The sequence below is a fragment of the Microbacterium sp. LjRoot45 genome (assembly GCF_964253325.1).
GTDB lineage: Bacteria > Actinomycetota > Actinomycetes > Actinomycetales > Microbacteriaceae > Microbacterium.
In genome coordinates this window covers 2260446-2278889 of the sequence record NZ_CAXUQM020000001.1, presented here as the reverse complement: position 1 = coordinate 2278889, position 18444 = coordinate 2260446, and the positions used below count along the sequence as shown (strand labels likewise).

The window sequence follows — 18444 nt, the reverse complement described above, 5'->3', positions numbered from 1 at the left end:
CCGGTATGGGACGGGGATCGGAGCTCGCGGTCGTCGAGCTGATCCGCCGGTTTGTTTCGATTCCCGCGGAGTCAGCGTCCACGCTCGATCACGTTGCCGTGCGGCTCCGCCCCTACAGCTCCAACCCCGACGACACCTGGAGGTGCGTCGACCTCGATCGCCATGACGAGACGAGCGAGACGCACGCGACGACCCCCTTGGTCGCGGACGTGTGCCTCAGCGACAGCACTTACGCCGCGCTATTCGACTGGGGAGGGGGAGACCTCGTGCTGCAACTGGATTCGGCCCGACCGCAAGAGACCGCCGAGTCAGCGGCACGGCGCATCCTGGCGGAGATCGCGGCGGGGAGTGCCGCCGTGGAATGGGCGAAGCCGGGGTGAGACGTGGGGCTTGATGTGCGTCGCGTCGACAATGCGGGAATCCCTGCGCTGGTGACGCCGGGCGAGGTGACGGCCGATGATCTGGCCAAGGTGAACGATCGATTCGTTCACTCCATTGCGATCGACGGGAGGTCGTTCCGGCATCCGGGAGCGTCGCTCTCGTGGGTGGCGCAGCTGCCGCGAGTGCACAGTGTCTTCATTCTCGGCGCGGCTAAGACCCCCGACTTGAGCACTCTGCCTGAGTCTGTCTCCGAACTCTTTGTGATGACGTCGCGCGCTGAACCGGTGGACTCTCGACAACTGGCGCACTTCGACCGCATTCACTCGGAGAGTGAGAATTTCTCGCGGGATGGGTACATCAACCTGCCGCGTCTCAGACAACTTTTCGTTGGACGGGTGCGGTCGGAAGAGATCTCGATCGGTGCCGGATGCGATTCCCTCACCTATCTCACGATGCGGGGAACGAAGCAGCTGGCAAGGGTGGCGTGGTCTCGTGCGCCGCGATCGCTTCGAACATTCATGACGCATGACCTCTACTGGAGCGATGTCGCACCGCTCTCGGGCTGCGCTCATCTCGAATCGCTGCAGGTCTACAACTCGGCGGCGCGGATCGGCGTGGGCAGTCTCGATCTCACTCCACTGAGCGCCTGCACAGAGCTCACGTTGATCAACGCGGCCGAGAACCTTCCGCAAACGGGACTGTCGCCGCTGCTGAAGAGCATCCCGACGGTCGTGGTGCAGGTCGCGAAAGACATGCATGACGGCCCAACGGGTGAACGGCGCCTGCACGTCGCGCCCGTTCGCGTGAAGGACGGTTGAAGCTCACGGGCACATCGCGAGTGAGGATCGCTGTGAAACTCACCTGCTCAGCACCGGGGTAAGGACCCCTTCTTCACAGCAACGCAGCGGCGGCGCGCAGGCTGTCGGCATCCGATGTCGCCCAGCGGGCCACGATGCGTTGCGCGCGGTCGGCCTCCACTCCGGTCAGCCGCGCGAGCAGCGGGCGCACCACGTCGAGCGTGAGCGGCTGGATGAGCTCGGGCACGCGGGCGTCGCGGAGGAATCCTTCGATGCGGGTGAGGTCGTTTCCGGTGAGGAGGTCGGTCTGGCCTTGCAGCAGGACGATGGCCGCCAGGCGGCGCTCGAAGACCGGCGTCGCCCACAGTTCCGACGCGAGGGCGGTGATGTCGTCGTGCTGCAGATCTCGATGCCGTCGCAGTGCGTCGCGGACGGTCCCGCGGATCGCGCCGACCGAGGCGCCGTACACGCCCAGACCCCCGACAGACGGATCGCCGTTCGCCCAGGTGCGCCACTCCGACGCCTCCGACCGCAGCGTGTGGTCGATGAACTGAGCCGCGGGAGAATCCACGCTCCCATCCTCTCCCTTGGGACGGCGCGGTGGCGCGTGCGGGGGCCGGTTGGCAGTCTGGGGACGTGGAGATCGACGAAGAGCTGGTGCACCGGCTGGTGGACGAGCAGTTCCCCCAGTGGCGGGAGCTGAGCATTCGTCGGGTCGTTCCCGGCGGGTGGGACAACCGGACGTTCCGGCTGGGTGACGAGCTGCTGGTGCGGATGCCGAGCGCAGACGGCTACGCCGTCGCCGTCGCGAAGGAGCAGCGCTGGCTGCCGGTGATCGCGCCCCGCGTTCCGCTCGCGGTGCCGTCGCCCGTCGCTCTGGGCAGTCCCACCGGCGAGTTCCCACGCCCCTGGTCGGTGTATCGCTGGATCGACGGAACGCCCCTGGGCGACGCGACCCACATCGACCTCCAGGATCTCGCCGCCGACCTCGCAGGGTTTCTCACGTCGCTCGCGAAGGTGGAGACGGATGCCGCGCCGGCGGCGGGCCCGCACAGTTTCTGGCGCGGGGCGCACCCGCGCGTGTACGACGACGATGTGCAGCGTTGCCTCACGGCGCTGGAGGGTCGGATCGACACGGCCGCGGCGCGCGCGGTGTGGGACGCGGCGATGGAGACCGAGATCACCGCACCGCCGGTGTGGTTTCACGGTGACATCGCCCCGGGCAACCTCCTGGTTCGCGAGGGACGCTTGAGCGCCGTGATCGACTTCGGCACGTCGGGCGTGGGCGATCCCGCCTGCGATCTGGCCATCGCCTGGACGGTGTTCGACGACGCGGCACACGAGGTCTTCCGCAGCAGGATGCCGTGGGACGACGACACGTGGAGCCGCGGTCGAGCCTGGGCGCTGTGGAAGACGTTGCTGACGCTCGCCCACCCGTCGAACACTCATGACCCCGAGGCCGAGGCGCGTGCGTCGCTCGCGGTTCTGGGCCGCGTGCTCGCGTGATCCGCACTCAGTCGTCGACGTACCAGGATCTTGCGCGGGCGCGGGTCGTCGGGGACCCTGTGGGCATGTGGGATCGAGAATCAGCGGCCGCCGCCGCACGCGACTGGATGGACCGCTACGTCCACGCCTGGACGACCAACGAGCCGGACGACATGCGAGCGCTCTTCACGCCGGATGCCGAGTACCGGGACGGCCCGTCGACCCCGCCCTGGGTCGGTCACGATGCCATCCTTGCGGGATGGCTCGGCCAGCAAGACGAGCCGGGAACGTGGTCGTTCGACTACGAGCTCACGGCCGTCGACGGAGACGTCGCCGTCATCCGCGGCCGGACGACCTACACCGGGGCGACGGACAAGAGCGACCTCTACGACAACCTCATGGTGATCCGGCTCGACCCCGACGGACGCGCCCGCTCGTTCACCGACTGGTGGATCGCGTCTAAGGCAGGCGGCTGAAATGCACGGTGGGAACTGTGCGCTCGGTAGTTGAGTACGCGGAATGAACGGTCATCGCACACGCCGTTGGGGCGCGAACGATGCTGGCTTCTTCGTCGCGCTCGAGATGAACGACAGCGTAGGAAGGGGCGAGCCCACTCTCGGAGTGCGCGACGGTGCTGTTGCGGAGCCGCATCAATGCCTCGTGCGCCGACTTGAGTTCATCCGGGACCTCGATGACGTCACCCAGGTTGCGGCCCTTCCGGAGACTGGACGTCGTGAAGCTGCGGCCATATGCGACTACGGCGTAATTGGCGAGTGGGCGACGAGGTTCGGTCCAGAGACGTGTCTGACATCGCCATGACGTTAGCGATCGTGAAGGAAGCCAGCGCCTCGCCCAGATCGGCGTTGAACACCGCCAGTCCAGCGAGTCGCAATGCCTCGGGCGACCGCAGCGTGAAGACCAGTTTCCGCTCGTCACTGGTACATCATGCGTGCGTTCGAGCCCAGACCACGAGTTCCGCCGAATACCGGCTCGCGACCTGAAAGACCGCCGTGCTGCGCTCCGCCGAACTGACGGCGGGCGTCCTACGACAGATCTCGCGTATCTCTCGCGCTACGGAGCGCGCTCAGAGGCAGGTAGCGATGGCTCTTCACGAACGCGCTGCCTCTCCCCGTGCGCGTGTGTGCGACCGGCCCCGACAGGTGGACTGTCGCGGAGTCAGACTCAGCAGACAGCAGGAAGACCTGATAAACACTGCCACTCCACCCTTTCGCAGTCGTTGCCGAGATGACCTTCGAGAGAGTCTGGTCGTAAGGGTCGGAGGATGCTTTGAGCCGCCTCGCGTTGGCGGCGTTCCAGTCGACGGCGTCGTACCACTTGGTGATGCGGGGGATCGTTTCCTTGACCTCGCGGTCTTCGTAAAATGCCAGGTACTCAGGCACGCGAACTGACCTACCGGGCGGAAAGACGAACGCTGGCTGCTTGTATTCCCTATAAAGCTTCCACGCGTCCTTCGCGGTAATTACCACCGTGTCGCGAGAAGTTTGCACCGGACGTCTTGAGGCTACGGTGGTCACGCGCTCGATGGAGCGGAGCCATCCTTCAGCCACCGGGTCAATCCAGCTCGTCAGGCGGAAGAGCTTCGTGGCCTCCACGATGATGTCATATTCGAGCAGACTGCCGTGATGCGCGATGCGGTTGCGCAGTTGGTTGACTGATTCGAGGTACTCCGCGATGACCTGTCTGTTCGCACGCGAATGCCGGAACACGTGGCGGAGCGAGTGTCGCCACAGCTCCTCATTGTCGGCGCCGAAGAGGCTCCGCCAGAACCCGAAGGTCAGCCCGGCGTACACTCGTCCGGCAGTCTGCGGCTGCTTTCGGGCCTTTAGACGGGAAATGACTTCCTCGATCTGGCGGTGCCCCTGTAACCATGGCGTTCCGGGAACCAGCATCGGACTTGGACCTGCGCGGTCAAACTCCCGCACGATGGCATTACGCAGAATCACCTCGAAATGTGCCACCAACTCAAACAGCGCAGATGCAGCGCTCACGTTCCACTCGTACAGACGGCTTGCAAGCGCGATGTCCCCGCCTGTGGCATCGAGGTATTCTGCGAATCGCTCAGTCGACAGCCAGCTCGTGTCTACGCTCGTGGTCACCCCGCATGGTATCCTGAAGCCAGCCCCGGCCCGGCCTCTATCGGCATCCGCAAGGATTCGCGCGACACGCCCCCGGGGCTTTGCACTGCCCGCCAGCTGACGGCAGGTCCGGCGGGTCGAGGGTCTACTTCCCCACACGTTGGTGAACCGGCCTCAAGTTTGCATGAGGGCCGCGAACTTCGCCTCGGTGGCTGAGCCGGGTGGCTTCAGAGCGGGCTACTTGCGGCGCCCAGCCGCAATTGACCGCCTCAATGTGGCCCCGGCTGGTCACTGGACGAAGCCTTGCGCTTCAATACGAGGGTGACTTCCGATATCGGTTTCGTGACCGCTACGCTCAGCCTCCGCCCGCCTCGACTCGTCGTACTAGTGCGCAACGATGCCCTGTGGCGTGAGTGGTCGATGCGAGCGTTGGCGGTCGCGGCAGAGTACTGGGGCGGAAGCGGATGCATACTGGTTCCGTTTGATCCTCTCTCAGGGGATCCTGCGGACGCCATGGCCGATGCGGTTCGTGCCTTCGACCCCGATCACGTCGTATCGCTCCGTCTTTCGTTCGCTGAGTGGGAAGAGTTGTACCCAGGGACGATTGAGATCGACGGTGTGGTCGATGAAGCTGAGCGCCTCCGGATGATTCAGAGCACCAATCTCAATCACGTGGATCAGGCGGCGGAGGTTGCCCGCTCAGTGGTCGCCTCATGGTGTTCGCCTCTTCGAATGGCCCGCGTCCGCGGAGAGTCTGGTCCGTCTCTGGAGGTTCTCAAGTCGCTCGGTCGGGTTGATACCTCCCGTCCGAGCAGCGGTCCCATTGCACCGGCGCCCGCTACGCATCCTGACCTCTCAATGGTTGCGTCAGCGCATTGGCGCACTGACCAAGGCCTTCTTGCCGCGCTGAGGCTCGGTGTCACGGCTGATTTCCCGGGCAGACGCGAACCGTCCACGGATGTCCTCACCTGGCTGATTGACTCCGATCAAGACCTCGCTCCCAGCCCTCTTCGAGCCGGGGATCTGACCAGTTTGGACGCGCCGCAGGCCTACTGGGCCGATCAAGGCATTGTGCGAGTGGGTCGAGGACACACGCAAGATGGCAGCGTGATCGTGGTCGGGGACACGGCTGAGGACTACGCGCTCGCGCTCGCCTATGACCGACTCGTGGGGAACGCTATATGGCTCACGAGCGATTTATTGGAGGACGACGAGATTTGGAACCGGCGGATTCGTCCGGGGGTTCAATCGATTGTCTTCAGGTTGGAGAGTCAAGGCAGACGACTGGCAGTCACGTCCGCCTCATTAGAAGATCTCGCAATGCAGGTGTTCGTGGAGCGCCTTCAAGGCGCTGACATTGGTCTAGTAGCGCCTTCGCAAGAGGACGGGTTAGATAGTCGCCCTCGAACCATCCAGCTTAGGCGTCCAAGCCTTGCGAGCGGGCTCACATCTCTACTCGTGGATGAGCACATTGGGGCGACGGTCTCGCTTCCGGTCACCACTGAGCTTGACGGGTCCAAGGTGGCGCTATTCGGGTTGGACACCCCGATACCCGCCAAGCTCTTGTTCCCACCGTCGAGCCCTCACGTCCCGTATTGGTACGTTGATGTTTCCGTAAGCGGAGATGCGACACCTCGTGCGCGGGATGCGCCCATCGCCGCGATGCCGGTGGACAACAGCCCTTTCCCAGCGGTGAACCTCAGGGCCAGTAAGGAGGGCGTCAGCTTTAGCCCTCGCTATATGGGATTTGTTGCCTCTGGATCGCTGCTCACCTCACGAATCGGACGCCCGCGCGTCAATTCGCGGTCAATGATGGCGTGGGTTCGTGCGATGGCTTCGCGCGACAATCTGGACGTCAGGCTGTCTGACGCTGGGAGACGGGCGGAACTGGTGCGGTCCCGCCTCGGTACTCGCCAGGAATTTCTCGACTTCGCCTCGCCAGCAAATCTGTCGGCGCTGCGAGCGTTCGTGCCCCGTGACAGAAAGCCAAAGCCGTCAGAACGCGACCCCGATACCGTCGTGATTGGAGTCGATCCTTACCTCTCATTTCCCGCGATTCAACAGCGGATGCCGCAAGCATCGGCGACGGAGGCGCTTGACCTGGTGGATCGATTGGCCGCTGCGCGTCTGCTTCGCCGGGGTCTGATCCTTGGATGCGAAGACTGTGGACGTCCGTCGTTCGTGTACGCGGAGCGTCTTGGGCCGACTTACGAGTGCACGCAGTGCTCCGCGCTGAACTCGCTCGTTTCAGCGAGTTGGAAACGGGTGGCACCTGAGCCGACGTGGTTCTACGATCTTCATCCGAATTTTCGGGAACTGCTCGAAGCGAATGGCGATGTTGTGCTCCTCGCCTCAGCGCATATTCGTAGCTCCGGTAGGGAGTACGTTGACGCACCCGAGCTCGAATTCGTCGACCGCGACTCGGGGTTGGCGATCGCTGAGATCGACGTGGTGGCATGCGTGGAAGACCAGGTCGTCATCGCGGAGGCGAAGGCCAACGGGAAGTTTGACGCGAAACAGCGGGGCGCAAAAGCAGCCAAGCTCCTCCGAGTTGCATCAGCTCTGCGCGCCGATCGAATCCTGCTCGCGACGACGGCGGATAGCTGGAATGCACTTGATGTGACTCACATGGAGCACTCGGCCTCGAAGTTGTTGCCCTTCCCTGCGACTGTGGATGTCATCGCGTCCCTTGGATCCGGTTGAGGAAGGATGCGTACTGAGAGAACGTTGCCGCGCGGGTGCCGAGCGGCTGTGCAGAGGTAGCACTAGGGCCGCCGGACATGGATGCCACCCGCATGCCAGTCGGTCGGCGGGCAGCTACTGACGTACCCCACACCGCAGGCCGCCGCCGATGGCAGGCGTCTCAGAAGGCCCGTCCCATGTTGGGCCCGCTGACGGCCCCGTATTCGAGCGCAAGAAGAGCCGCATCCCGGCACCGACTCTCGCAAGAAGCCAGTGCCCGCGACACCGCTTCGAAGGTGGGCCCCGTGGGGCTCGAACCCACGACCCGCGGATTAAAAGTCCGATGCTCTACCGACTGAGCTAGAGGCCCTCGGCATCCAGCCTACCTATCCCGGGACACACAAACGGCACCCGCCGAAGCTGTTGCTCCAGCGGGTGCCGTTGTGCTCACCGTCCGAATATCCCCGATACCGGAACGGGAAGTGTCATCACTCGGTCGGCGGCATCAGCACCGTGTCGATGAGGTAGACGGTCGCGTTGGCGGTCTGAACGCCACCGCAGATGACGCTGGCGTCGTTGACCATCAGGTTGTCGCCGGAGCCGGTGACCTCGAGGTCGGCGCCGTTGACGGTGGTGTGCATGCCGTCGATGTCAGCCGGCTCGATCTGGCCGGGGACGACGTGGTACGTGAGGATCGAGCTCAGCAGGTCGCTGTCGGTCTTCAGCACCTCGATGGTGTCGGCGTCGATCTTCGCGAAGGCGTCGTCGACGGGGGCGAAGACGGTGAACTCGCTGCCGTTGAGGGTGTCGACGAGGTTCACGTCGGGGTTCAGCTGACCGCTGACGGCCGAGACGAGCGTCTTCAGGAGCGGGTTGTTCGACGCGGCGACCGCGACCGGGTCCTGCGACATGCCCTGGACCGACCCGGCGCCGTCCGGCACGGCTTCGGCGTACGCGGCGCAGCCGGGGCCGACGAGGTTGGCGGCGGGGTCGTTCTCCATCGCGGGGGCGCTCTCGGACATCGAGGGCTCGGGAGCGGTGGACTCCTCTGCGGTCGTTCCGCCCATGGAACAACCGGCCAGCGCGAAGGCGGCGGCGAACGTCAGAGCGAGAGCTGCGGTGGTCTTCTTGGTGCTGAGCATGGCTTGTCTCCGTTTCTCAGGTCCGCCTCGGTTTCCGGCGGCTTGACGGTTCTTCGGAGACCGTCCGAGATCGGATGGGAACGGATTCGAAAAAGTTCGCGATCAATCCGAATGGGCCATGCTGACGAATGCTCTTCGACGAACGAGGAGCTCTCATGGACCTGATCATCATCGGCCTGCTCGGCGGGCTCATCACGGGAATCTCCCCGTGCATCCTGCCGGTGCTGCCGGTCATCTTCCTGACGGGCGGTGCGCAATCCGCCCGCTTCGACAAGACAGAGGACGGAAAGGATGCCGGTCCCCTCCCGGCCCGCCGCAGCCGCCCCTACCTGGTGATCGCGGGCCTGGTGGTGAGCTTCACGCTCGTGACCCTCGTGGGGTCGCTGATCCTCGGCCTCCTGAACCTGCCGCAGGACATCATTCGCTGGGTCGGCATCGGCGTGCTCGTGCTGATCGGCGTGGGCCTCCTGATCCCGCGCTTCGAGCAGATCCTCGAAAAGCCGTTCCAGTGGCTTCCGCGCCGCGAGGTGCAGAACCGGGGGAGCGGCTTCGGTGTCGGACTCGCCCTGGGCGCGGTGTTCGTCCCGTGCGCCGGTCCGGTGCTCGCGGCGATCATCGTCGCCGGCGCGACGGGACGCATCGGTGCCGACACGGTGCTGCTGACGGCATCCTTCGCCATCGGCGTCGCGATCCCGCTCCTCGTCTTCGCGCTCGCCGGACGCGGGCTCGTCGAGCGCATCCGCGCGTTCCGCAGCCGTGAGCGGGGCCTGCGCATCGCGGCCGGCGTCGCGATGCTCGCCCTCGCGGTCGGACTCGTCTTCAACGTGCCGCAGGCTCTCCAGCGCCTGCTGCCCGACTACACGGCGCAGCTGCAGCGCGACCTCACCGACAACGAGCAGGCATCCGAAGCGCTCGGCCTCGGCGGACTCGTCACCGACGAGAACCGCGACCTCGACAAGTGCACCAACGGCGCCGAGGAGCTCGAATCGTGCGGCACCGCGCCGTCGATCAAGGGCATCGAGAAGTGGCTGAACACGCCGAACGGCGAAGCGATCGACCTCGCCGACCTCCGCGGCAAGGTCGTGCTCATCGACTTCTGGGCCTACTCGTGCATCAACTGCCAGCGCTCCATCCCGCACGTCGTCGCGTGGGATGCCGCCTACCGCGACGCAGGGCTGGACGTCATCGGCATCCACTCGCCCGAGTACGCGTTCGAGAAGGATGCCGCGAACGTCGAAGCCGGCGCTCGCGACTTCGGGATCACCTACCCGGTGGCCCTCGACAACAACCTCTCGACGTGGACCAACTACCGCAACCGCTACTGGCCCGCGCACTACCTCATCGACGCGGAGGGCACCGTCCGCCACATCTCCTTCGGCGAGGGCAACTACGCCGCGACGGAGAAGATGATCCGCGAACTGCTGCAGGATGCCGATCCCGACGTGCAGCTGCCCGCCGCAACGGACGTCGCCGACACGACGCCCGAGCTCGGCTCGACGACGCCCGAGACCTTCCTCGGCTCGTCGAAGGACCGCAACTTCGCCGGTCCCGACGCCTACAGCGCCGGTCAGGGCACGTTCACGTTCCCCGCCGACCAGGCCCCCGACACGTTCGCCCTCGACGGCGACTGGGACGTGCAGACCCAGTTCGTGACGCCGACCGGTGACGACGGGCGCGTGCGCCTGACGTTCCGCGCATCAGAGGTGCGCATGGTGGCCGCCGGCGAAGGCACCGTCACCGCCGACGTCGACGGCCAGAAGTCCACGATCGACGTGGGCGGAACTCCGCGCTCCTACGCGATCGTCGAGGCCGGCGACGCGAAGGAGGGCGTCATCACGCTCGACGTCCCGGCCGGCGTTCAGGTCTACTCGTTCACCTTCGGGTGAGCAACGGGTGAGGGCTTGAAGGGAGAGATGGTGCATGCTTGTCGAGATGGTCATCGACGGTGTGGAAGTACGCGACGACGGCGAGAGCGCCGATCGGGTGGCGGAGTTGCTCGTGCGAATCGCCGACGGTGACGAAGGCGCCTTCGGGAGCCTCTACGACATGCTCTCCTCCCGCGTGTTCGGCCTGATCCTCCGTGTGCTCGTCGACCGCGCCCAGAGCGAGGAGGTGCTGCAGGAGGTCTTCCTCGAAGTGTGGCAATCCGCTGGCGCGTTCGCTCCGAATAGAGGACAAGGAAGGTCGTGGGTGCTGACGATCGCACACCGACGGGCCGTCGACCGGGTCCGGTCCGCGCAAGCGGCCGGTGACCGGGACGTGCGGGCCGGACTGCGCGAACTGAACACACCCTCCGCCGGAGTAGAAGAACAAGTAGAGCTGCGTATCGAGAGTCGGCGCGTCGCCCGAGCGTTGCAGGCCCTGCCCGACCTGCAGCGTGAGGCACTGACCCTCGCATACTTCGGCGGCTACTCTCAGAGCGAGATCGCCGCGATGAGCGGAACTCCTCTGGGCACCGTGAAGACGAGAATGCGCGACGGACTGTCGCGCCTGCGCACCGAGATGGGGGTGACCGCATGAACATCCAGGAATTCGCCGAGCTTTCCGCCGGACGCGCCCTCGGCGCCCTCTCCGACGACGACGAGCGCGCCTTCCAGGAGGCCCTCCGCCTCCACCCGGAATGGCAGGGGATCGCCGACCTCGACGTCGAGACCGCCGCCACCCTCGGAGAGTCGGTCGCGCCCGTCGCCCCGCCGCTCGCCGCCCGCTCGCAGATCCTCGGCCGCATTCGCGGTGCACGAGAGACACCGGATGCCGTGGCATCCGACGCCGGCTTCGCGCCCGTGTCCGCCGCGGGTGTCGCGGGTGCGGATGCCGCGGCCGACGACCTGAACGACACCGTCGCCCTCGACCGAGAGAGCCGCGCGCGACTGCGGGAGGCGTTCGCCGCCGACCAGGCCCGCGCCGAGGCCGCAGCGGATGCGGCTGCCGAGGTGCCGCCGCTGCCGGAGACCGCCGCCCCTGAGGAGGCCGCTCTTCGCGCCGCCGCCCCGCCCACCGAGATCATCCAGGCGATCCAGCGCAAGAACTGGACCCGCGGACTGTTCGCTCTCGTGGCGTCCATCGCCCTTCTCGTCGGTGTCGGGTGGGGTGTCGGAGCCATCACCGATGCGCTGCGCACACCGCCCGAGATCGCGACCCTCGCCCAGATCGAGGCGGCGCCCGACGCGCAGGAGGCGTCCGGAGAGCTCTCCGGAGGTGGGCAGGCGACGCTGCACTGGTCGCCGTCCGTCGGCGAAGCGGTCATCGTGGCATCCGGACTCCCGGCGATCGAGGCCGACCGCACGTTCGAGCTGTGGTTCGTCCGCGATGGCACCCCCATCTCGGCGGGCACGTTCGACGCCGCCGACGGCGAGGCGACCGCGGTGCTGGCCGGTGACGTGCAGGTGGGCGACACCGTCGCCGTGACCGTCGAGCAGGCCGGGGGCTCCCCCGACGGCGCACCGACCACCGACCCGCTCGTGGCGATCACCCCCGCCGACGCCTGACACGGCCGACCGGCCTGACGGTGCGTCCGCGCGGGTAGCCTGGTACGCGATGTCTGACGACCCCCGCGCCTTCCACAAGCCCGTTCGCCGACCGGCCGAGCTGTTCGACAGACTGTTCAGCGCGGAAGACCCGGCGGAGGTCTCCCGCGTCGCGCACGCGACGGCCGTCGCCCTCCTCTCGCGGGTTCGCGCCGAGCCGGCCGACGCCGTCGTGGAGCGGCTCATCGCTTTCACCGACGAACACGGCATCGACACGATCGCCGAACTGTGGTCGCGGTCACCCGCGAAGTCGCTGCCGGGAACGCTGTGGCGCCTGTACCTGCTGCAGTTGATGGTCCACGACGACCCCCGGTCGGCGGCGCTGCTGTACGAGCGGGGAAGTGCGAGGCTGTCGACGGCCGATCCTGTTGTGGCCGGTGCGCCGACGCCGGCCGGTCCGGAAGAGCTCGTCACCCTGAGCGACGCCATCCTCCGGGGTGCTTTCACGGGCGACTTCGCCGTCGCGCTGGAGCGTGCCGCATCCTTCTGTCGCGTGGAGGCGGCGGGCGCAGCCGACCTCGCCGACGACCACGACCGCACCGAACCGGAGCGCGCGACCACCTTCACGACGCGCGCGCTGCGCCTGGCGACCTACGCGGACGAGCTCTCCGCGGCGGCCGCGCTGTGGCGCCGCGACTCGCTCACCTGAGCGGCCTCGCTGAGTTCGCCCCCCCTGGGGGAGTTCCTGCCCGCCCGGGCGACGTTCCCACCTGGTTGAGATCACGACGGGCTGAGGCGCCGCCGCGGCGGGTCTTCCTACGCCCGGGTACGAAAGTGCCGGGCCGCAGAACGCCTCTCGGCGCGGTGCCGCTCGAAGCGGCAAAAGTTGGAGCCCGGGGTTACTGCGGCCCGGCTGTACCAGTGTAACCGGACTCCGTCGGCGGCTATTCCCGTGCCGCCTACAGGGCGAATCGACACTTACTTGGCCTCCAGCGGTGGAAGGCACCGGTTTTGCCTGTATCCGGCACCGCAGCGGCGGAGAGCGGGCCGCGTCTGCCTGTGGGCGAGGGCCGCCGCGGGCGAGGCCGCATCTCTGTGGTCGGCGGTTGCGCCCCCCGGCCCAGCCGGCCTCTGTGCCCGATATCCACTCTCCCCGTGCCGCATACAGGGCGGACTGGCGATGTCGTGCCCGGTGGCAGTGGCGGGAGCCGCTTTTCCCTGTATCCGTCACCGCCCACACCGCTCACGCCGCTCGCTGCGCACCGCCGGGCGGCTGCCGCGGCGGACCCGCATCGCGGCCGTAGGCTCTCCCCATGGCCTGGCGTTACGCACTCCTGATCACTCCCGTCGCGGCGGACGACCCGGCGACCGACTTCGCCGGCACCTTCACCGACATCGACCCGGCGGCCCCCGCGCTGCCGGTGGGGGAGCTGAGCGCGCAGCGCGGCGACGGCGTCTTCGAGTCGATCGGTGTCGTCGACGGTCACCCCCAGGAGGTCGAGGCGCACCTGCAGCGGCTCGCCCACTCCGCACGCCTCGCGGACCTTCCGGAGCCGCACGCCGCTCAGTGGCGTCAAGCCGTCGCTCGGGCCGCGGGTCACTGCGGCGAAGGCGAGGCGGTCATCAAACTCATCCTCAGTCGCGGGGTGGAGCACGGTCCTGCCCCGACGGCGTGGGTGACGGTCGCCGACGCCTCCGACTTCGCCGCGTCGCGGACCGACGGCATCCGGGTCGCCACGCTCGACCGCGGCTACGCCCTCGACGTGCCGGCCCGTGCGCCGTGGCTGCTGCTCGGGGCGAAGACCCTGTCGTACGCCGTCAACATGGCCGCGATCCGGGAGGCGAAGCGCCGCGGAGCCGACGACGCCGTCTTCGTCTCGAGCGATGGGTTCGTGCTGGAGGCGCCGACGGCATCCCTCGTTCTCCGTCGCGGCGACACGTTCGTGACGCCCGCTCCGGCCGTCGGCATCCTGCACGGCACGACGCAGCTCAGCCTGTTCGCGCACCTGGAGGCGCAGGGCCACCGCACCGCGTACGAGACGATTCCCGTGGCCGACCTCGCGACGGCGGATGCCGCGTGGCTCGTCTCCAGCGTGCGACTGGCCGCGCCCATCGTCGCCGTCGACGGCGATGCGCTGCCGCTCGATGCGGAGCTGACGGCATCCCTCAACGACTACCTGCTGAGCCCTCGCGACTGACAGGGCACGTTGCGCGGGGGAGCGGAGGCCCGCCCCGCCGGTTCACCCGAAGCGGCCGGAGACGTAGTCCTCGGTGGCCTGCACCGACGGCGTGGTGAAGATCGTGCCGGTCTCGTCGTACTCGATGAGCTTGCCGGGCTTGCCGGTGCCGGCGATGTTGAAGAACGCCGTCTTGTCGCTCACGCGCGACGCCTGCTGCATGTTGTGGGTGACGATGACGATCGTGTAGTCCTTCTTGAGCTCCTGGATGAGCTCCTCGATCGCGAAGGTCGAGATGGGGTCGAGCGCCGAGCAGGGCTCGTCCATGAGGAGCACGTCGGGGGAGACGGCGATGGCGCGGGCGATGCACAGTCGCTGCTGCTGACCGCCCGAGAGGCCCGAGCCGGGCTTGTCGAGCCGGTCCTTGACCTCGTTCCACAGGTTGGCGCCCTGCAGCGACTGCTCCACGAGCGCGTCGGAGTCGCTCTTGGAGAGCTTCTTGTTGTTGAGCTTGACGCCCGCGAGGACGTTCTCCTTGATGCTCATCGTGGGGAACGGGTTGGGGCGCTGGAAGACCATACCCACCTGGCGTCGCACGAGCACCGGGTCGACGCCCGGGCCGTAGAGGTCGTCGCCGTCGAGCAGCACCTCGCCCTCGACGCGCGCGCCGGGGATGACCTCGTGCATGCGGTTGAGGGTGCGCAGGAACGTGGACTTGCCGCAGCCCGAGGGGCCGATGAAGGCGGTCACGCTGCGGGGCTGGATCTCGAGGGAGACGCCCTCCACGGCGAGGAAATCGCCGTAGTAGACGTTGAGGTCGTTGACTTCGATGCTCTTGGACACGTCGGGTTCTTTCTGGAGAAGCGGATGCCGGTCAGCGGCCGAACTTGGGGGCGAAGACCTTCGCGACGATCCGCGCGATGAGGTTCAGCACCATGACGATGAGGATGAGGGTGAGCGCGGCCGCCCAAGCACGGTCGACGTACGCCTCGGGCGGGATGCCCTTGTACGCGTACTGCGAGTAGATGAAGACCGGGAGGGTCTGCATGCGGCCGTCGGCGAGGTTGTAGTTCATGGCGTCGGTGAAGCCCGCCGTGATGAGCAGCGGTGCCGTCTCGCCGATCACGCGCGCGATCGCGAGCATGACGCCCGTCGTGATGCCGGCGATCGAGGTAGGCAGGACGACCTTGACGACCGTGAGCCACTTCGGCACGCCGAGCGCGTAGGAGGCTTCGCGCAGCTCGTTGGGCACGAGGCGCAGCATCTCTTCGCTGGAGCGGACGACGACGGGGATCATGAGCACCGACAGGGCGATCGCGCCGGCGAAGCCCATCCGCACGCCAGGGCCGAAGATGAGCGCGAACAGGGCGTAGGCGAACAGACCCGCGACGATCGAGGGGATGCCGGTCATGACGTCGACGAGGAAGGTGATGGCGCGGGCGAGCCGCTTCCCCTGGCCGTACTCGATCAGGTAGATCGCCGTCATGAGGCCGATGGGCACCGAGATGATCGTGGCCGTCAGGGTGATGGAGACGGTGCCGATGATGGCGTGGAGGGCGCCGCCGCCCTCGCCGAGCACGCCGCGCATCGTCCAGCTGAAGAACTCGGCGTCGAAGCGGGCGATGCCGTTGCTGACGACCGTCCAGGCGACGGAGACCAGCGGGACCATCGCGATGGCGAACGCGCACGTCACGATGCCGGTGATGAGGCGGTCGAGGGCGCGGCGTGCACCCTCGACGACGCGAGAGATGACGTAGATGAGCAGGAGGTAGGCGAGGACGGCCGTCACGATCCACGCGGCGACGTTGAACCCGTCGGGCGAGGCGAGACCGAGCACGCCGAAGATGGCGCCGGAGAGGGCCAGGGTGCCGACGAGGAGCGCCCACGGCGACCACGAGGGGAGGTGTCCCGCCGTGAGGCGCTGCGGAGCGCGGACGACGGGGGCGCGGGTGGGCGCCGGAGCGGGTGCGGTGGTCATCTCAGTTTGCTCCCGAGAATTCCTTGCGCCGGCTGACGATCCAGCGGGCAAGGGCGTTGACGGCGAAGGTGACGACGAACAGGACCAGACCCGTCGCGATCAGGACGTTGATGTTGAGCCGGTAGGCCTCGGGGAACGTGAGGGCGATGTTGGCAGCGATCGTCGAGGGGTTCTGGGAGGTGAGCAGCTGCAGCGTCACCACGTTGGTCGCCGACAGCACCATCGCGACGGCCATCGTCTCTCCGAGGGCGCGGCCGAGGCCGAGCATGGATGCCGAGACGATTCCCGAGCGGCCGAACGGCAGCACGGCCATGCGGATCATCTCCCACCGGGTCGCGCCGAGCGCGAGCGCCGCCTCTTCGTGGAGTCGGGGCGTCTGCAGGAAGATCTCGCGGCAGATGGCGGTGATGATCGGGACGACCATGACGGCGAGCACGAGGGATGCCGTGAGGATCGTGCGGCCGCTGTTGAGGACCTGTCCGGAGAAGAGCGGAATCCAGCCGAGGTTCTCGTTGAGCCACTTGTACGTGGGGACGACCGAGGGGGCGAACACGAGGATGCCCCAGAGGCCGAAGACGACCGACGGCACGGCGGCCAGCAGGTCGACGATGTAGCCGAGGCCCTGGGCGAGACGCCGCGGGGCGTAGTGCGTGATGAACAGCGCGATCCCCAGCGACAGCGGCACCGCCACCAGGAGCGCCAGGAAGGCCGCCCAGATGGTGCCGAACAGGAGGGGGAGGACGTAGTCCCAGAAGTTGGTGCGCAGCAGCGAGGCGTCGTCGGCGGTGAGACCGAACGCCGGCAGTGACTGGACGATCAGGAAGATCGCCACCGCTGCGAGGGTGACGACGATCATCGAGCCGGCGAACACGGCGGTGCCGGAGAACCAGATGTCTCCGGGGCGCTTCTTCGCGGCGATCCGCTGTGCGGGAGCGGCGCTGGTTGCTGTCATCATCGTCTTTCTCGTGAGGACCGGCCGAAGGCGGCTCCCCGGGCTGTGCGCCCGGGGAGCCGCCCCGTGCCTTACTTGATGAGCTCGATCGCGGCGAGCGACTTCTCGCGGAGGTCGTCCGAGATCGGGGCGCTGCCGGCGTTGGTCGCAGCCGACTCCTGGCCCTCGGCGCTGACCGCCGTGGAGAAGAAGGCCTTCGTCAGTGCGGCGACCTCGGCATCCTCGTACTGCTCGCAGCCGATGAGGTAGCTGACGAGGAGGACGGGGTAGGCGCCCTCGGCGGTGGTGGTGCGGTCGATCGAGTAGGCGAGGTCGCCGGCGGAGCGGCCCTCTTCGATCGCCGAGGCGTCGAGCGTGATCGAGGCGCCCTCGGCGCTGTGACCGACGAACGCGTCGCCGACCTTGACGTTGACCGACGAGATGCCGCCGGCCTGCGAGGAGTCCGCGTAGCCGATCGATCCCTCACCGGCCTTGACGGCCTCCACGACGCCCGAGGTCTTCTCCGCGGCTTCGCCGACGACGCCGGCGGGCCACTCCTCGACCGAACCCCAGGTCCAGACGTCCTGCGCGTTGGCGGCGAGGTAGTCGGTGAAGTTGCCCGTGGTGCCCGACTTGTCGGAGCGGTGGACGGGGTTGATCGCCGTGTCGGGCAGGGTCACGCCGTCGTTGGTGGCGGCGATGGCCGGGTCGTTCCACGTGGTGATCGTGCCGGCGAAGATGCCCGCGATGGTCGCCGCGTCGAGGTCGAGCGAGTCGACGCCAGGGACGTTGAAGATGATCGCGATCGGCGAGATGTAGGCCGGGATCTCGACGAGGCCGGAGTCGGGCGCGCACGCGCCGAATCCGCCCGCGGCGATCTCGTCGGTCGTGAACGCGCGGTCCGAGCCGGCGAAGCTGACGGCGCCGGCGAGGAAGGACTCGCGACCGGTTCCGGAGCCGGCCGGGTCGTACTCCACGACCGCGTCGGGGTTGGTGGCGTTGAAGGCCGTCGTCCACGCCTGGATCGCGACCTGCTGCGACGAGGCGCCCTGGCCGACGAGGTTGCCCGTGAGACCGCCGGCCTCGGAGGCGGACGGGTTGCCCGACGCGCCGTTGCCCGAAGGCTCGTTGGCGGCGCAGCCGGTGAGGGCGAGAGCCGCGATGGCGGCGACAGCGCCCAGCTGGGCGATGCGGTTGAGCTTCACTGTGAATCCTTCACATGTCAGGTAGTAGCCCGGTGCAGGGCTCGCCCGTGACGGTAGACATCGACTCTTAAGAGAGTGCGCTGTGTCGGTAAACGGAAGGTGA

At 67.3% G+C, this 18444-nt stretch carries 17 protein-coding genes and 1 tRNA gene; 10 read left to right on the top strand and 8 right to left on the bottom strand.

Going from position 1 to position 18444, the window contains the following annotated elements; genetic code table 11:
• Window positions 1–5: 5 nt before the first annotated feature.
• Both ACSQ18_RS10820 and ACSQ18_RS10815 read left to right on the top strand, forming a co-directional pair.
• Entirely contained in the window at window positions 6–380 is a 375-nt protein-coding gene (locus tag ACSQ18_RS10820) for a hypothetical protein (RefSeq protein ID WP_436037302.1), read from the top strand.
• Between the two features lie 3 nt (window positions 381–383).
• The gene (locus ACSQ18_RS10815; RefSeq protein ID WP_436037301.1) at window positions 384–1199 is read left to right on the top strand and encodes a hypothetical protein; all 816 of its coding nucleotides are present in this window, start codon (window positions 384–386) and stop codon (window positions 1197–1199) included.
• 73 nt (window positions 1200–1272) lie between these two features.
• Here ACSQ18_RS10815 and ACSQ18_RS10810 read toward each other — a convergent pair whose 3' ends face one another.
• Entirely contained in the window at window positions 1273–1749 is a 477-nt protein-coding gene (locus ACSQ18_RS10810; RefSeq protein WP_436037300.1) for a DNA alkylation repair protein, read from the bottom strand.
• 65 nt (window positions 1750–1814) lie between these two features.
• Here ACSQ18_RS10810 and ACSQ18_RS10805 point away from each other — a divergent pair, with 65 nt between their 5' ends.
• Together ACSQ18_RS10805 and ACSQ18_RS10800 are read left to right on the top strand one after the other, a co-directional pair.
• Window positions 1815–2684, top strand: coding sequence for an aminoglycoside phosphotransferase family protein (locus ACSQ18_RS10805; protein ID WP_436037299.1), 870 nt, complete (start codon window positions 1815–1817; stop codon window positions 2682–2684).
• Between the two features lie 65 nt (window positions 2685–2749).
• Window positions 2750–3139, top strand: coding sequence for a YybH family protein (locus tag ACSQ18_RS10800; RefSeq protein ID WP_436037298.1), 390 nt, complete (start codon window positions 2750–2752; stop codon window positions 3137–3139).
• A 567-nt stretch (window positions 3140–3706) separates the two neighbouring features.
• On the opposite strand, the gene ACSQ18_RS10795 is transcribed toward ACSQ18_RS10800, so the two are convergent.
• Window positions 3707–4780, bottom strand: coding sequence for a hypothetical protein (locus tag ACSQ18_RS10795; protein ID WP_436037296.1), 1074 nt, complete (start codon window positions 4778–4780; stop codon window positions 3707–3709).
• A gap of 300 nt (window positions 4781–5080) precedes the next feature.
• Between ACSQ18_RS10795 and ACSQ18_RS10790 the strand changes: the two genes are divergently transcribed.
• Window positions 5081–7462: a hypothetical protein gene (locus ACSQ18_RS10790; protein ID WP_436037295.1), complete on the top strand. Its 2382-nt coding sequence runs from the start codon at window positions 5081–5083 to the stop codon at window positions 7460–7462.
• 276 nt (window positions 7463–7738) lie between these two features.
• Here ACSQ18_RS10790 and ACSQ18_RS10785 read toward each other — a convergent pair.
• Together ACSQ18_RS10785 and ACSQ18_RS10780 are read right to left on the bottom strand one after the other, a co-directional pair.
• A tRNA-Lys gene (locus ACSQ18_RS10785) sits at window positions 7739–7811 on the bottom strand.
• Window positions 7812–7929: 118 nt separating this feature from the next.
• On the bottom strand, window positions 7930–8583 hold the full coding sequence (locus ACSQ18_RS10780; protein WP_144805931.1) for a fasciclin domain-containing protein: 654 nt from the start codon (window positions 8581–8583) through the stop codon (window positions 7930–7932).
• A gap of 155 nt (window positions 8584–8738) precedes the next feature.
• Here ACSQ18_RS10780 and ACSQ18_RS10775 point away from each other — a divergent pair, with 155 nt between their 5' ends.
• The 5 genes from ACSQ18_RS10775 (at window position 8739) to ACSQ18_RS10755 (ending at window position 14248) form a co-directional block, all read left to right on the top strand.
• Entirely contained in the window at window positions 8739–10469 is a 1731-nt protein-coding gene (locus ACSQ18_RS10775; RefSeq protein ID WP_436037294.1) for a cytochrome c biogenesis protein DipZ, read from the top strand.
• 34 nt (window positions 10470–10503) lie between these two features.
• Window positions 10504–11103 (top strand): ECF RNA polymerase sigma factor SigK, encoded by a 600-nt coding sequence (gene sigK, locus ACSQ18_RS10770; protein WP_174236244.1) that lies wholly within the window; start codon window positions 10504–10506, stop codon window positions 11101–11103.
• A complete protein-coding gene (locus tag ACSQ18_RS10765; RefSeq protein ID WP_436037293.1) occupies window positions 11100–12071 on the top strand; it encodes an anti-sigma factor domain-containing protein in 972 nt (323 codons plus the stop codon). The genes sigK and ACSQ18_RS10765 overlap by 4 nt, the downstream gene beginning before the upstream one ends.
• Before the next feature lie 49 nt (window positions 12072–12120).
• Window positions 12121–12759 (top strand): DNA-directed RNA polymerase subunit beta, encoded by a 639-nt coding sequence (locus ACSQ18_RS10760; protein ID WP_436037292.1) that lies wholly within the window; start codon window positions 12121–12123, stop codon window positions 12757–12759.
• Window positions 12760–13363: 604 nt separating this feature from the next.
• On the top strand, window positions 13364–14248 hold the full coding sequence (locus ACSQ18_RS10755) for an aminodeoxychorismate lyase (RefSeq protein WP_436037291.1): 885 nt from the start codon (window positions 13364–13366) through the stop codon (window positions 14246–14248).
• 42 nt (window positions 14249–14290) lie between these two features.
• Here ACSQ18_RS10755 and pstB read toward each other — a convergent pair whose 3' ends face one another.
• The 4 genes from pstB to ACSQ18_RS10735 all read right to left on the bottom strand — a co-directional run bounded on the left by pstB (window position 14291) and on the right by ACSQ18_RS10735 (window position 18341).
• Complete coding sequence (gene pstB / locus ACSQ18_RS10750; protein ID WP_436037290.1) at window positions 14291–15070, bottom strand: phosphate ABC transporter ATP-binding protein PstB; 780 nt, start codon at window positions 15068–15070, stop codon at window positions 14291–14293.
• A gap of 31 nt (window positions 15071–15101) precedes the next feature.
• On the bottom strand, window positions 15102–16205 hold the full coding sequence (gene pstA, locus ACSQ18_RS10745) for a phosphate ABC transporter permease PstA (RefSeq protein WP_436037289.1): 1104 nt from the start codon (window positions 16203–16205) through the stop codon (window positions 15102–15104).
• 1 nt (window position 16206) lies between these two features.
• A complete protein-coding gene (gene pstC / locus ACSQ18_RS10740) occupies window positions 16207–17157 on the bottom strand; it encodes a phosphate ABC transporter permease subunit PstC (protein ID WP_144805924.1) in 951 nt (316 codons plus the stop codon).
• 71 nt (window positions 17158–17228) lie between these two features.
• Complete coding sequence (locus ACSQ18_RS10735) at window positions 17229–18341, bottom strand: phosphate ABC transporter substrate-binding protein PstS (RefSeq protein ID WP_436037288.1); 1113 nt, start codon at window positions 18339–18341, stop codon at window positions 17229–17231.
• Between the last annotated feature and the right edge of the window lie 103 nt (window positions 18342–18444).